This window comes from Paraburkholderia sp. J12 (assembly GCF_905220215.1).
Taxonomy (GTDB): domain Bacteria; phylum Pseudomonadota; class Gammaproteobacteria; order Burkholderiales; family Burkholderiaceae; genus Paraburkholderia.
Genome location: NZ_CAJMZC010000015.1, coordinates 125,991 through 141,325, shown reverse-complemented (window position 1 = coordinate 141,325; position 15,335 = coordinate 125,991). Strand labels below are relative to the sequence as shown.

General features: G+C 66.8%; 7 protein-coding genes and 1 pseudogene. 3 read left to right on the top strand and 5 right to left on the bottom strand.

The features are described 5' to 3' along the window. Positions 1-191 (bottom strand): annotated as a pseudogene (locus tag U5760_RS26395) (hypothetical protein); the annotation flags it as partial. Positions 192-456: 265 nt separating this feature from the next. Then, the gene (locus U5760_RS26390; protein WP_322015268.1) at positions 457-4,797 is read right to left on the bottom strand and encodes an autotransporter outer membrane beta-barrel domain-containing protein; all 4,341 of its coding nucleotides are present in this window, start codon (positions 4,795-4,797) and stop codon (positions 457-459) included. Positions 4,798-5,308: 511 nt separating this feature from the next. On the opposite strand from U5760_RS26390, the gene U5760_RS26385 reads away from it, so the two are divergent. Further along, entirely contained in the window at positions 5,309-6,583 is a 1,275-nt protein-coding gene (locus U5760_RS26385) for a DUF2252 family protein (RefSeq protein WP_322015267.1), read from the top strand. Here the strand turns inward: U5760_RS26385 and U5760_RS26380 are convergent. After that, a complete protein-coding gene (locus U5760_RS26380; protein WP_322015266.1) occupies positions 6,578-7,531 on the bottom strand; it encodes a LysR family transcriptional regulator in 954 nt (317 codons plus the stop codon). The genes U5760_RS26385 and U5760_RS26380 overlap by 6 nt on opposite strands. Before the next feature lie 113 nt (positions 7,532-7,644). Between U5760_RS26380 and U5760_RS26375 the strand changes: the two genes are divergently transcribed. Together U5760_RS26375 and U5760_RS26370 are read left to right on the top strand one after the other, a co-directional pair. Then, positions 7,645-9,000: an MFS transporter gene (locus U5760_RS26375; protein ID WP_322015265.1), complete on the top strand. Its 1,356-nt coding sequence runs from the start codon at positions 7,645-7,647 to the stop codon at positions 8,998-9,000. After that, positions 8,997-10,046, top strand: coding sequence for a hypothetical protein (locus U5760_RS26370; protein WP_322015264.1), 1,050 nt, complete (start codon positions 8,997-8,999; stop codon positions 10,044-10,046). The genes U5760_RS26375 and U5760_RS26370 overlap by 4 nt, the downstream gene beginning before the upstream one ends. Before the next feature lie 28 nt (positions 10,047-10,074). On the opposite strand, the gene U5760_RS26365 is transcribed toward U5760_RS26370, so the two are convergent. Together U5760_RS26365 and U5760_RS26360 are read right to left on the bottom strand one after the other, a co-directional pair. Next, complete coding sequence (locus U5760_RS26365) at positions 10,075-10,404, bottom strand: hypothetical protein (RefSeq protein ID WP_322015263.1); 330 nt, start codon at positions 10,402-10,404, stop codon at positions 10,075-10,077. A gap of 47 nt (positions 10,405-10,451) precedes the next feature. Beyond that, a complete protein-coding gene (locus U5760_RS26360) occupies positions 10,452-15,296 on the bottom strand; it encodes an NAD-glutamate dehydrogenase (RefSeq protein WP_322015262.1) in 4,845 nt (1,614 codons plus the stop codon). Positions 15,297-15,335 lie beyond the last annotated feature (39 nt).

Genomic DNA, 15,335 nt, shown 5'->3' with positions numbered 1-15,335 from the left:
CGGCAACGCCAGGGCGGCGCTGCGGGCGGGCGGCCGCTAGTCGCCCTGGTATGCGGCGTGCTGTTTTCGTCTCTTCCTGCCAGCCGTTCGGCTGCACGCCGGGGCGTGAGTCTGCCATCCACCACATCCTGTATGACCTTGAATCTGTCCAGCTCTCGCATCGTCAGTGTCACCAATCCAGCTGGCCGCATGGTCGGCTCCCGCGCTTACGCAACAAGCCGTCCAGCATGCCAGCAGTCAAAAATACGACATCTGTACTTTGCCCAGCTACGACACTACTACTTTGCTCCCACAGCAATTGGGTTGATAAATTATGTTATGTTAAATTAAATAATTCAGCTACCTCACTAAACCCCTGCATACCCCGAAGAGAACACGACGGCACGCTTCCTGAATGCAGCACACGTTCCGCCGGTTCCCTTTGCAAGTTCGCCAGTCACGTTCTCCCTGCGTGCCTCACCAACTGATCCGCACGCCCGCATTGCCTTCCACCGTCTCGCGATGCTCGCCGCCCAGGTTGAACCAGTAACCCGCCGACGCAAACACGCTCACCTTTTGCGTGACACGCGCCGAAATACCCAGTCCCGCATGGCCTTGTGTCGAGCTCACGTTCGAATAACTGGTGGTGGTGCTGGCAAAGGTTACGCTGTCCGTGCCGCCGAAATAGCGCAGCACGTCGAGCCGCAGGTATGGCTTCCATTGCGTGCCATACGCCTGGAATTCGCTTTGCGCGCGCAGACCCAGCCGGCCGATTAATTCGTTAGCAGTATGAAACGAAACCGTGGACGCCGAATCGGTCACATCGTTCACATGCGTGTACTGATAGATCAGTTGCGCCTGCGGCTCGATCGTCAGGCTGTACCAGTTCAACGGAATCGGCAGGCCGCTTTCGAGCGAGGCAGTGAACGCGTTCGCGCGCGTGGAGGCCGTGTCGCCCAGGTTCGAGCCCGGGCTGATCGACATCGTGCTGCCCATCAGCACCGTGTCGGTGTACCAGCCACCGGGGCCGATATGTGTCCAGTAGCCGCCGACGCTATACGCATTCATCTGCAGGCTGCCCGCGCCGTAGCCCGGCTGCGCGAGCGCGAAGCCATCGACGTCGCCGCTCGCGCGCGCATAGCCGAGGAAGAAGCCGTAGTGGTTGCGATGGCCCGAAGCAGTCGTGTCCGAGTAGATATCCTGGCCCACCTGCAGACCGAAGATCGTGCCGCTGAACGATTGATTCGCGGTGCCCGAGTGACCGTCCGCGTAGTGGTCGCCCCACACGCGCCCCCAACCCGCCGGCAGCGCGCCGTTCTCGCTCAGCAGATCCTGATTGCCCATGCGGTCGTGGAAGGTGCCGATCTGCTGCACGGAAAGCTCGCGGGCCAGCGACGGCACCTCGGTGTAGATCGGCAGGCCCGGCCGGTAGATCGGCGTCGGCTCGTCGTGGCTGTTATCGCTCTCAGGCGGAGTCGGCGGCACGACGGCAGGATCGACGGAGGGATCGGGCGGCGGCGTGGTCACGCCGGGGCCTCCCGGCTGCTCGGGCAGGCTCGAGCGCAGATACCAGTTGTTCTGCGTGCCCGCCGTCACCCCGCCGTGATAGAGCACGTAGGTATACGCCCCCGCGCTGACCGGCGAGCCGACGAAGGCGCCGTTCGCCGTGCTCGCACCATTGGTCGCAGCGACCACTTCGATGCCGTTGAGCAGGGTCAGCGCACCGTTGCCGCCCACGTTCGTGACCTTGAGCGCCGTCGCGCCGGTTGCGGTGCCGCCGCTCACGATCAGCTTGTCCGTGGGCGAATTGTCCGCGCCAAGCTGGGTATTGAGCGCAAGCGTGCCCTGCCGGCCGATATAGTTGCCCACCACCGTCAGCGTGTTGCCCACGCCGCGGCCACCCAGTTGCGCGAGGCCCGCGTTCGTCAACGAGCCGTTGATCGTGAAGTTGCCCTGGGTGCCCGCGAACGGGCTTTGCGGCGTCGCCGCGGCAACCGTGGCCTTGGCCGACTGCTGCGCCGCGGCAGCCGCGACATTCGCAGCGGCGGCTCCGGCGAACAGCGGTACCGCGTCGGCGACCGCAAGCGTGCCCAAGTTCGTCACCGGGCCTGTCACGCTGCCATACCCGCCCAGCGTCGCGCCCTTGGCCACCGTGACCGCGCCGCCGCCCGCGAGCGCCGCCGACGCATTCGACGGATCGCCGACCGCAAGCGTGCCTGCGGCCACCGTCGTGCCGCCGCTGTAGCTGCTCACACCGTCGAGAATCAGCGTGCCCGCACCCGTCTTGGTCAGTGCTCCGGTGCCGCTGATGCCCTGCGCGATGGTGGTGTTGACGCCGTTCGTATCGAGCGTGCCGCCGCCCGCATCGAGCACGATCGCCCGCGTCGCCGCGAGATCGAAGGCGGCGCCCCATTGCAGCGTGCCGCCATCGAATGTGAGCGAGCCGGACGTGTCGCCGAAGGCGCCGTCCGCGCTCGCCACGAGCGTGCCCGCATAGAGCGTCCAGGGCGTGAGCGCGGTCGTGGTGTTCGTGAGCGTCCACGTGCTCGCGCCGGTCTTGTAATACGCGGCAAAGCCCTGGTACTGCGCCGATCCGCCAATGAGCGAAGTGTCGAAGCTGCTATCGGCGCTGCCGCCCAGAATCAGCGTGTTGGTGCCCGTATTGGCGTCGACAGTGCCAACGATGGTCGAGCCTGCCTGCAGTTCGAGCGAGTTCGCACCGCCGGAGAAGACGATGGCGTCGGCCTGGGTGCGGCCGTCGCCGGACAAGCCCCCTTTGATCGTGCCGCTGTTCACGACCGTCATGTTCGCCCCGCCGATGCCGATGCCGCCCTGGCCCGTAGCCCCCGTGCCTCCCGCGTCGCCGGCCGTGCCGCCCTCGCCGCCGCTCCCGCCGGTGATGGTGCCGGTGTTGTTGACGTTGCCGCCCGAGCTGCTGACGAGCACGCCGTCGCCGCCCGTGCCGCCCGCGGCGTTGCCGCCGCCGCCGCCGCGGTTGCCCTGGCCGCCCGTGACGTCGCCCGCGTTGACGATGCTGCCGCCCGAACTCAGCAACACGCCATTGCCGCCCGTGCCGCCTGCACCGCCGTTCGAAGTCGAGTTACCCGCGCCGCCGCCCGTGCCCCCCTGGCCGCCGATGATGGTGGCGTTGGCGGCATTGTTGACGACGCCCGCGCCGGTCACGTCGACACCGTTGCCGCCCGCTGCACCGGCGCCGCCTGCGCCGTTGTCGCCGTTCGCTCCCGCGCCGCCGGTGCCGCCCGCGATCGCGCCGCTGTTGTCGACCTGGCCGCCGCCCGAGATGAACGCGCCGTTGCCACCGGAGCCGCCGCTGCCGCCGCCCCCCGCGCCGTTGTTGCCGCCGTTGCCGCCCGTGAGTGTGCCGCCCGCCTCGTTGGTGACGGTGCCGCCGCCGTCGATCTCGACGCCGTTGCCGCCAATGCCCGCGCTGCCGCCCGTGCCGCCACCGGTCGTATCGCCCGATCCGCCGCCGCGGTTGCCATTGCCGCCGATGATCGCGCCGAGGTTATGGACCGTGCCGCCCTGGCTCACCAGCACGCCGTTCCCCCCCGCGCCGCCAGCCGCGCCGAGGGCCGCCGTGATGTTGGTGCCCGTGCTGGTGCTGCTGCCGCCCCCGCCCGTGCCGCCGTTGCCGCCGGAGATCGTGGCGCCCGCCGCATTGTTGAGCGTGCCGCTGCCGTTGACCGCGACCCCGTTGCCGCCCGCGCCTCCCGCCCCGCCATTGCCGCCGACGGCCGTGGCGACGCCTTCGGCCGCGCCGCCGTTCTGGCCGTCGCCGCCCGTGCCGCCTGCGATCGTGCCAGCGTTGTCGACGACGCTGCCGCTGGTGAGGAACACGCCCTCGCCGCCTTGGCCAGCTGCGCCGCCGTTGCCGCCGACGGGGATCAGCGAGGCCGAGGTCGTGGTCGCGAACGCAGCGAGACCGCCCGTGCCGCCTGTGCCGCCGGTGATGCTCGAATTGGCCGCATTGCTGATCGTGCCGCCGCTGGTCGCGGTGACGCCATCTCCGCCGTCGCCGCCCGCACCACCCGCGCCGGCCACGATGCGCGTGCCGTTGCCGGTGCCGCCCGACACGCTGCCGCTGCCGCCGCCGTTGCCGCCGCTCCCCCCCACGACGGTCCCCTGGTTGCTGAAGGTGTTCGATCCGGTGAGCAACGCACCCACCCCGCCGGTGCCTCCGCCGCCGCCGGAACCCCCGCCGCCGGTGCTGCCCGCCCCACCACCACCGCCGCCGTCGCCGCCTTTGCCGCCCGCGAGGCTCGCTGCATTCGTACCACCCGACGAAAGGACGGTACCCGCGCCTCCGCCGCCGCCACCGCCGCCACCCGCGCCATCGGCGGTGCCCGTAGCCGTGCCGTTGCCCCCGGCGCCGCCATTGCCCCCCGTGCCGCCGCCCGCTGAGCCGGCCGCGCCATTCGAACCGGGCGCGCCGCCGCCGCCCGTGCCACCGCCACCGCCGGAACCGCCGTCGCCGCCGTTGCCCGTTACCAGGCTCTCGCCGCCACCGCCACCCCCGCCGCCGCCCAGGCCATCGGCGGCATTTTCGCCGGTACCATTGAGTCCGATAGTCGCGCTGGTCGTCGCCACCGAAGTCGTGCCCCCCGAAGCGCCGCTGCATGTCCCATTGCTCGAGTTGGTGCAGCCACCCGCTCCGCCGTCGGCCCAGGCGCTCGTACAGGCCAGCAGCGCCGCCGCCGCAATCGCAGTCCCACGGCGGGCGTAAGGCACACCTTGCGCGAGCGCATGCGTCGAACCTGTAGTGCAAATGATCCCGACAAGACGGCTAACTGGATTCATCGGAGGCTCCCAAAGCGCGGCAGTGCCGAACGCCCACGCAGGTTAATCGTCGTGCGGAATAGCGAAACGCAGTGCGGCAAATTCCTGCAGCGACGAAAGAAAGGGTCGCAAAGTAATAAACCGTAATAAAGAGCTTACAGCGTTCGCCAATCGTGCAGCGTCTGCATGGCCGACCGCCGGATTGACAAATCCCGGACATTGAGGCTGCCCGCGAATTGCGTATCCGCAAGCTGAGCGTTCGTTATGCCGCCTGCTGTCGCTGTGCGGCGTGTCAATTTTTCTGGTCTTGTCACCGCGCGAGCAGTTCCATTGCCGCGATCAGATCCCTCACATACCGGGTACCCGGGCAACCCGGAGCCTCATGCCGGCTCGCGCGCCGATAAGCAGAACACGCCCCGCTCCTGCCGCCGTTCGACCGCGGCACCCCGTCCAGACAAACATCGGGGCTATGATGAACGGGCCGACCTCGCGCCCCAGGAGGCTTCCTTAACGAGCAAAGGAGATATCCCGCATGTCCAGCCAAAAGAAGAACACCGGGCGAGCCGAAGAGCAAAAACCCAAAAATCCAAAGCGTGCCGCACGCTCGAAGCCGCTGCCGAAGCCAGCCGGACGAGCCCCAATCCTCACCGATCAACGCCGCCTGAAAATGGCACGCTCGCCGCATGCCTACGTGCGAGGCAACACTGCACAGTTCTACGAATGGATCGTCGAGGCAAACGGCAGCTCGCTGCCGCACGGTCCCGCGATCTGGATCTGCGGCGACTGCCATACCGGCAATCTCGGGCCCATTGCGAATCAGGACGGCGAAGTCGAAGTCCATATCCGCGATCTCGACCAGACCGTCATTGGCAATCCGGCGCACGACATCATCCGTCTCGGCCTTTCTCTCGCGACCGCCGCGCGCGGTTCGTCGCTGTCCGGCCTCACGATCGTGCACATGCTCGAAGCGCTCGCGGCCGGCTACGAATCCGCGTTCGAGGCGAAGCACGGGAAGGCGCGGCTGCCCGAGCGTCCCGAGGCCGTACATCTCGCGATGAAAATGGCCGTGCGCCGCTCCTGGCAGCATCTCGCCGAAGAGCGCATCGAGGATCTCGAGCCGACGATTCCGCTGGGCAAGCGTTTCTGGCCGCTCAGCCGCTCCGAATGCAAGGCGATCGATGCGCTCTTTCGCGACGAGGCCATTTCGAGTCTGCCCACTGGCCTGCGTGGCCGCAACGATGGCGGAAAGGTCAAGGTGCTCGACGCCGCTTACTGGGTCAAGGGCTGCAGTTCGCTCGGCCGTCTACGCTATGCAGTGCTGCTCGATGTGGATGGCGGCGTGATCGAAGGCGACGACCTCTGCCTCATGGATATCAAGGAAGGCGTGAAGGCCGCCGCGCCACGTTACGAGGACGCATCGATGCCTCGCGACAACGCCGAGCGCGTAGTGGAAGGCGCCCGCCACCTCTCGCCCTTTCTCGGCGAGCGCATGCGCGCGGCGCGCATGCTCGACCGCGCCGTCGTGATTCGCGAGTTGCTCCCGCAGGATCTCAAGCTGGAAATCGACACGCTCGACAAGGACGAGGCACGCAAGGTCGCGTTCTATCTCGCCGCGGTGGTCGGCCAGGCTCACGCGCGCCAGATGGATGCCCCGACCCGACGCGGCTGGCTCGCCGAGCTCCGGCGCAACCGCTCGAAGACAATCGATGCGCCATTGTGGCTCTGGACGAGTATCGTCCAGCTGGTGAGCAGCCACGAAGCCGGATATCTCGAACATTGCCGGCGCTATGCAACGGGCGCGTCATGATCCTGGCCGGGCAGTCGACGAACGGCGGCCCTCCGGCGCATCCCCCTTCCCTCTGCTGCGCGCTGCGAACGCGAGCACCGTTTCGCGAAAGCGCTCCACAGCCGGATTCTGGGCATCGGGTTTCGTCACGAGGTGCAGCGGCGCGCGGAATGCCGCGTCGCCGGCCACCCGGCAATAACGCACGCTTTCCTGCCGGTAGCGCCGCATCGAGGCCGGCACGAGCGTCACGCCGCCGCCCGCCGCCACGAGGTTGATGGCGGTGACCATGCGCGGCACCTCGTCCACCACGCGCAACTCCACGCCCAGCGCTTCGCAGGCGCGAATGAAGTCCGCATACATGCCCGGCGCCCCGGGCCGCCGCACGAACACGAACGGTTCGCCCGCGAGGCATTCGAGTCCTACCGCGCGGGCACCGGCGAGACGGTGTCCGGCCGGCAGCACGAGCAGCATCGGTTCGTCGGCGATCTGTTCAAAGCGCAGTTCGGGCGGCATCTCGACGGGTTTGCGCAGCATGGCGACATCCGCCTGATCGCGCAGCATCATTTCGATGATTTCCGCCGCGTTAATTTCGCTGAGCTCGATGGCGATATCGGGGTTGTCCTCGCGAAACGCGCGGATCGCCGTAGGCGCAAGCGGATGAAACGCCGCCGAACTCGTGAGCGCCACATGCACTTTGCCCACCTGCCCGTGCGCCACGCGGCGCGCCTGGGTGACGCCCTGCTCCAGCGTGCGCATCACCGAACGCGCACACGTCGCGAAAGCCTCGCCTGCCGCGGTCAATTCGACACCGCGTGGCTGGCGCCTGAACAGCGCAAAGCCCAGTTCGTGTTCGAGTTCCTGGATCTGCTGCGACAGAGGTGGCTGCTGCATATGAAGACGCGCCGCCGCGCGTGTGAACTGCCGCTCTTCGCACACGGCGAGGAAATACCGCAGGTGACGCAACTCCATCGCGCGCTCCGCTATATTCAATGGATATGGGAACCGTGTCCGATATGTATTTTACATTTGGCGGCGCACTTTGTACGCTCTGAAAAAACACCAGCAACGGTTCATGGAGACATATGGATTCGATCCTTGAAAGCGGCGCGGGACTGCGCAATGCGCAACCCCTGCCCGCCTCGCAGGTTCGCCGCGCGGTTCTCGCGTCGGTGATCGGAAACGGGCTCGAGTGGTTCGATTTCCTGATCTACGGCTACTTCGCCAATACCATCGCCAAGGTTTTCTTCCCGGTCGCAAGCGGTGCGCTCTCGATCACGCTGACGCTCGCCACGTTCGCCATCGGCTTCGTCGTGCGCCCGCTCGGCGGCATCGTGATTGGCGCGTGCGCCGACCGCTACGGGCGGCGCAAGACACTCGCCGCGCTGATCCTGCTGATGGCGGCGAGTACGTTGCTCATGGGCCTCACGCCGGGTTACGCGTCGATCGGCATTGCAGCGCCGCTCCTCGTGCTGCTCGCCCGCGTGCTGCAGGGGCTCTCGGTGGGTGGAGAATTCGCCACGGCCGCTTCGATGCTCACCGAGTACGCGCCGCCGGGCCGCAAGATGTTCTACGGCAGCTTCCAGATGACCTCGCAGGCCGTCGCGCTGCTGCTCTCCTCGGTCTGCAGCTACCTGCTCTCCACGCGCCTCGCGCCCGCGTCGCTGGCTGCGTGGGGCTGGCGCGTGCCCTTCCTGCTCGGCGCACTGGTCGGACCCTTGGGTTTCTATATCCGCCACAAGGTCGCCGAATCGCCGGAATTCGTGCAGTTGCGCAAGCGGCTCGGCCATGCGCCGCGCCAGTCGCTGCGCACGTTCCTGCGCGAGCGCGGCGACGCCGCGCTCTGCGCCATCGGCGTAATCGCCATTGGCGCTGCGACCAACTATCTCTGGCACTCGTATATGCCGCTCTATGTGGAGCGGCAGTTGCATCTGCCGCTCAGGAACGCGCTGCTCGGCACGGCGGCGTCGGGGCTGATCGGCATCGTCGGCTATCCGCTCGCGGGCCGGCTCGCAGACCGCTTCGGCGCCTACCGGCTATTCGTTCCCGTCGCACTCGTCTGGATCATTGCCGCATGGCCGCTCTTCGCATGGGTGCTCGCCGCCCCCACGCCTGAACGCGTCTTCGTCGCGCAAATGGTGGCTACCGTCGTGCTGAGCCTGATGTCGGGCGCGCACCCCGGCATGCTCACGCAACTCTTTCCGACTTCCACGCGCTCCACCGGCGTCGCGCTTTCGTACAACATCGCCGTCACGCTGTTCGGCGGCATGGCCCCGCTGACCGTTTCCACGCTGATCGATCTCACCGGCTCGCGCATCGTGCCCGCCTGGTATCTGATCGTGGCCGGCGTGATCTCGCTGCTGCTGGTGGGTTTTTCGGCCTCGGGGCGGCGCCTGCTGCGCGATCCCGGTGCGCTGCCCATTGAATCGGAGTCCATATGAATGCGCCGCACGCAGGGCAAGCGGCGCAGGCGAGACGTCCACGCAACGAAGCGCCGGTGGCCGTGATCGGTGAAGCCCGGCTAGGCGTCGAGACCGTGCACGGCAGCGGCATCCTCCCACTCTTCAAGGGAGGATGCGCCGATGCCTCAACGACCACGCGGGCCGTGATCATGCTGCACGGACGCCTGCGCGACGCGGACGCCTATCTGCGCACGACACTGCATGCGCGTGCCGTTTCGTCCGCGCATGATGACGGCACGCTGATCGTGGCGCCGCAATTCCTCGCCAGCGCCGACGTGGCGCATCATCGTGCCGATGCCGGCTGCCTGCACTGGGAGTGGACAGCGTGGATGGCGGGGCTCGATGCGCGCGGGCCCGCACCGCTAGGTTCGTTCGATGCGCTCGATACGCTCGTCGGCCATCTTGCCGACCGCTCGCGCTACCCGGCGCTGGAGGAAATCGTGATTGCGGGCCATTCGGGCGGCGCACAGGTGGCACAACGCTATGCCATCCTGAGCGATGCCCCCGAACATTGCGCAGCGCGCGGCATTGCGATTCGCTTCGTGATTGCCAACCCTTCGTCGTATGCCTGGTTCGACGGCCTTCGTCCTCGCGCGGACGGCAGCCTGCAACTCGCGGATCGCACAGTGTGCCCCGGCGTCGATGACTGGAAGTACGGCATGCGCGATCTGCCGCGCTACGGCGCTCTCCGTGAGCCCGCTGCGCTGGAGCGCCGCTACGTCGGGCGCGACGTCGTGTATCTGGCAGGCGAGCTCGATTGCGATCCGGCGCACCCGGCACTGGACCGCTCGTGCGCCGCCAACGCGCAGGGGCCGCATCGACTCGCGCGCGCCCGTGCCTACTACGCATACCTGCGCGGACGACATGCCGCGCTGCGCCATGCCTGGCACGAGGTGCCGGGCGCAGGCCATAGCGCCGAAGCCATGTTTACCTCGATACAGGGCATACGCGCGCTGTTTGGCGACAATGCCTCGATCGCTTCGGAAAAACCGCTCGCGCCCGCGGTGAGCGGCGCGAGCGAATAAGCGCCGGGAACGATCTGGACTGCCTCTTTTACTTGTTATTGTCCCCGGACTTGCCGTGAGCCGCGTCGAGCGGCTTATGCTGCTCGTCGCCGAGGCCAGGAAAGAACGCGTTCCACACGGCGCGCACGCCCACTGCCGCAGTCGCCGCCGCGTCGATCGTTTCGGCGTCGGCGGATTTCGCCGGATCCGAACTCAGGCCGCGCCAGTGGGAAAAGACAAGCGGCGGTTTTTCGGTCCACTCACCGGCGGCAAAATTCGCAAATGCCGTGTCCCCGCTCACCAGCCGAACCTCGTACCATCCCTCCCGGACAGGCGCATGCCGCTCCACCGGAAACCACCTCGTCGTTTGAAGTCCCATGACGCCCTCCCAGCTCCGGTATCTCGCTGGGAATCACCGAGCATTCGTCATGCCCGCTCCAGTGCCGCCATCGCCCGCACGATCACCAGCAGCACGGCCAGGCTCACGCCGCTGGTCGCGCGCAATTCGGCAAGCAAGCGCCCGTAACGTTCGAGCACGGCTTCGTGCTGCGCGCACCACGCATCCACGAGCGCCTGCGCGTCGGCGGTATCGCTCGCTTCGGCGAGTGCGTTCGTCGTCAATGCGCGCTTGAGGCGCGCGACTTCCGCGAGCGCCGCCGCACGCGCCATCGTGTCCCAGTGCGTGGGCGTCGGCAGCGCCGCTGCCCGCTCGCCGATCCAGCCAAAGTTCAGCCGCGTGTCCAGCGCGAAATACGCCGCCGCCACGTCCTCCAGCGGCCGGTCGCACGCCGCGGCCACATCGGCAATGTCGAGCAAGGCGATAGAAATGTCGCCGCTTGCCACGCGCACCGCCAACGCACTTTCGACGCCCGCATTCACGAGGGCCGCCTGACGTGCAGACAGCGCTTCGAGATCGGCCGTGGGCAACAGCGCCGGCAATTGTGGCGCGAGCCGTTGCGCCGCATCGCGGCAACGCGCGAGCAGCGTACCGCCGCCGTCCGCGGCGCCCGCCTGCAAGTGCCTGAGGAACCATAGCGCGGCCCGTTCGAGCAGCCGCGCCACATCGACGAACATGCGTGCCTGCACGTCGTCGGGCACGCGATTGTCGAGCGCGTCGATATCGCGCCAGACGGCGTCCAGATCGAACACGTCGCGCGCCATGATGCACGCGCGCACGATTTCGTCGGGTTGCGCGTCAGCCTCTTCCATCAACAGGTGCACGAACGCACAGCCGACCCGGTTCACGAGCGCGTTCGTCAGGTGCGTCGCCAGAATCTCGCGGCGCAGCGGATGGCGTTGCATCGGTTCGAGAAAACGCTCCTGCAAGGGCTTCGGAAAGTAGTCGATCAACATGCCGGTGACGAGCGGGTCCTCCGGCACGTCCGATTCGAGCAGCGCGTCGTAGAGCCACATCTTGCTGTAGGCAAGCAGCACGGCCCGCTCCGGCGACGTCAGGCCGACCTTCCTCGACACGCGTTCGGCGATTTCCTCGTCGGTGGGCAGGAATTCGATGGCGCGGTTCAGGCGCCCGGCGCGTTCGAGCGAGCGCATGAGGCGCGTTTCCGCCTCGAGCAGTTCGGCACTGTAGCGGCCCGCAATCGAGAGCGCCTGCGTCTGGTAGTAGTTGTCGCGCAGCACCAGCAACCCGACTTCGTCGGTCATTTCCGCGAGCAGCGTGTTGCGCTGTTTCGTCGTCATCTCGCCGTCGGCCACCACGATGCCGAGCAGAATCTTGATGTTGACTTCGTGGTCCGAACAATCCACGCCGGCGGAATTGTCGATGGCGTCCGTGTTGATACGGCCACCCTGCTGCGCGAACTCGATGCGGCCGAACTGCGTGACGCCCAGGTTGCCGCCCTCGCCCACCACCTTGCAGCGCAACTCCGCACCGTTCACGCGTACGGCATCGTTCGCCTTGTCGCCGACTTGGGCATGAGTCTCGTGCGATGCCTTCACATAGGTGCCGATGCCTCCGTTGTAAAGCAGATCCACCGGGGCCAGCAAAATCGCACGGACCAGCTCGGCCGGCGTGAGCGCGGCCGACTCGATGCCGAGCACCCGCTGCACAGCAGCCGACAGCGGAATCGTCTTCACGGTGCGCGGGAAGACGCCGCCTCCCGCCGAAATCGCTGCAGGATCGTAGTCGGCCCAGCTCGAGCGCTCGAGCGCGAAGAGCCGGCTGCGTTCCGCAAAGCTTGCGGCCGGATCGGGATCGGGGTCGAGGAAAATGTGCCGATGATCGAAGGCGGCGACGAGCTTGATATGCGGCGAGAGCAGCATGCCGTTGCCGAACACGTCGCCGGACATGTCGCCGATGCCCACCACGGTAAAGTCGGTCGCCTGCGTATCGACACCCATCTCGCGGAAATGCCGCTTGACCGACTCCCACGCGCCGCGCGCTGTGATGGCCATTTTCTTGTGGTCGTAGCCTACCGAGCCGCCGGATGCGAAGGCGTCGTCGAGCCAGAAACCGTACTCCTGCGAGATCGCGTTCGCGTAGTCGGAGAAGGTGGCGGTGCCCTTGTCGGCAGCCACGACCAGGTAGGGGTCGTCGGGATCGTGGCGCACCACGTCCGGCGGCGGCACGACGGTATTGCTCACGAGGTTGTCGGTGAGATCGAGCAGGCCGCGCAGAAAGGTCTGGTAGCACGCTACGCCTTCGCGCATCCATGCTTCGCGATCGGTGGGCGGCGGCGGATTCTTCACCACGAAACCGCCCTTCGATCCCACCGGCACGATCACCACGTTCTTCACCATCTGCGCCTTCATGAGCCCGAGCACTTCGGTGCGGAAATCCTCGCGCCGGTCCGACCAGCGCAAGCCGCCGCGTGCCACGCGCCCGCCGCGCAGATGCACGCCCTCCACGCGCGGCGAATAGACCCAGATCTCGAACATCGGCTTCGGTTCGGGCAGCCCCGGCACTTTCGCCGGGTTGAACTTGAACGAGAGCGATGGCAGCAGCGCACCGTCAGCGGCGCGCCGGAAGTAGTTGGTGCGCTGAGTGGCCGTGATGACGCCGAGGAACTGCCTGAGAATGCGGTCTTCGTCGAGATTGGGCACCTGGTCGAGCGCGGCTTCCACCGCCTTGAGCGAGCGCGCTTCGCGTTCTTCCCTGCCTTCGCCGATATTGCCCGTCGCGGGATCGAAGCGGATCAGGAAGAGTTCGACCAGTTGGCGCGCGATGTCCGGATTGCCGGTGACGGCGCGCTCGATATAGGCGTCGCTGAAAGTCGATCCGACCTGGCGCAGATACTTCGCGTACGCACGCAGGATCGTCACTTCGCGCGCGCTCAGGTAGGCGCGCAGCACGAGGCGGTTGAAATTGTCGTTTTCGATGCGTGCACTCCACACGCCCTCGAACGCGTCTTCGAAGAGGTCTTTCACGCGTTCGATATCGAATTCCGCGTCGTCGGCGAGTTCGAGGCCGAAGTCGTGCACCCACGCAGGCTCGCAACCGGCAGTCTCGATCACATAGGGCCGCTCTTCGTCCACCCGCACACCGAGATGTTCGAGCATCGGCAGGCTGCGCGAAAGCGCAATGGCCTCGCCCGTGCAATACACCTTGAAGCGGAACGTGCGCGGCCCCGCTTCGATGGGCCGGTAAAGGTTCATCGCAATGCGGCGGGTGCCCTGCACGCGCTCGATCAACTCGATATCGCGTACCGCCGTGCGCGCAGGATAGTCCTCGCGATAGGCCGCGGGAAACGATTCGGCATAACGATGCAGCAGCCGCGTGCCCTGCTCTTCGCCGAATGCGTCGAGCAGCGCGTCGGCCAGATCGTCCTGCCAGCGGCGCGTGACCTGCACGAGCCGCTCTTCCAGTTCGCGGGTATCGACGTCCGGCATCTCGCCGGATTTAGCGTGGACAACGAAATGAATGCGCGCGATGGTGGACTCGGAAAGCAGCGGCGTGAATTCCACCGAAGCTCCGTTGAATGCCTCCGTAAGCAGATTCGCGATCCGGCGGCGCAGGTCGGTGTTGTACTTGTCGCGCGATACGAAGACGAGACACGAAACGAAGCGCCCAAAGCGGTCGCGCCGCACGAACAGCCGCGTGCGCTGATGCTCCTGCAAACGCAGCACGCCCATTGCGATGTCGAAGAGTTCGTCTTCGCCGGCCTGGAACAGTTCGTCGCGCGGATAGGTTTCGAGCACCGTCACGAGCGATTTGCCGAGATGGCCTTTCGGCAGAAAGCCCGCTCGCCGCACGATGTTGGCGCACTTGCGCCGCACGATGGGAATCTCCGCGCTCGAGACCCTATACTCGGTCGAGGTATACAGCCCGACGAAGCGCCGCTCGCCCGCGACTTTCCCATCCAGTCCAACCAGTTTGACGCCCACGTAATCGAGGTAGCCGGGACGATGCACGGTCGCGCGCGAGTTCGCCTTGGTCAGGAAGATGGGCCATGCGCCCCCGATGATTTCGGCCGCCGCTGCGGGAAGCGGCGTGACCTCCGGCGTGCCGGATGCGCGCAGCGACTCGCGCAGGATGCCGAGGCCCGAGCCCTCCACGCCGCGCAGGCCAAAGCCGCCGTCGTGGGGCACGAGCGCGTAGTCGCGCTGGCCGAGAAAGGTAAAATGATCGGTAAGCATCCATTCGAGAAACGCGCGCGATTCCACGTCTTCGGCGCTGCTTTCGCGCGCCTTCATCGTTTTGATCGTGGTGCGCGCCACGTCGAGCATCTTCGGCCAGTCCTCCACCGCGGCGCGCACGTCGCCCAGCACCTTGGCGATCTCGCTGCGCAAGGCCTCGAGCTTTGCTGCGTCGCCGCAGCGATCGACTTCGAAGTGGATGAACGAGGCGAGCTGCGACTGGCCGTCGTCGCTGCCGGCCCCGCCCACATCCACGCGCGCAATCGCGCCGTCCTGGCCGCGCCAGATGCGAAACACCGGGTGGATGACCGAATGCAGCGCGAGCCCGAGCTTGTTGACGGCCATGGAAACGGAATCGACGAGGAACGGCATGTCGTCGTTCACGATCTCGATGGCGGTGTGATCCGAATGCCAGCCGTGCTGCTCGAGAATCGGGTTGTAGACGCGCATGCGCTCCGCGCCCGGCACGAAGCGCTGGGCCGTTTGCCAGTGCGCCATGGCGGCGCCGTAGAGATCGGCGATGCTGCGGCTGCGCAGGTCCTCGGCGTCGACGAAATCGTAGTAGCGCCGCAAAAAGGGTTCGACGATCTGGAAGGTGGGCTCGGGTAAACGTGTACGCGCGAATGCCACGACATCGGAGAGCAGATGGGCAGCGTACTCTTCGTTCCTCGCTTGCATGGCGAACTCCTGGAAGGACGGCCATCGAGTGCGTCGGTG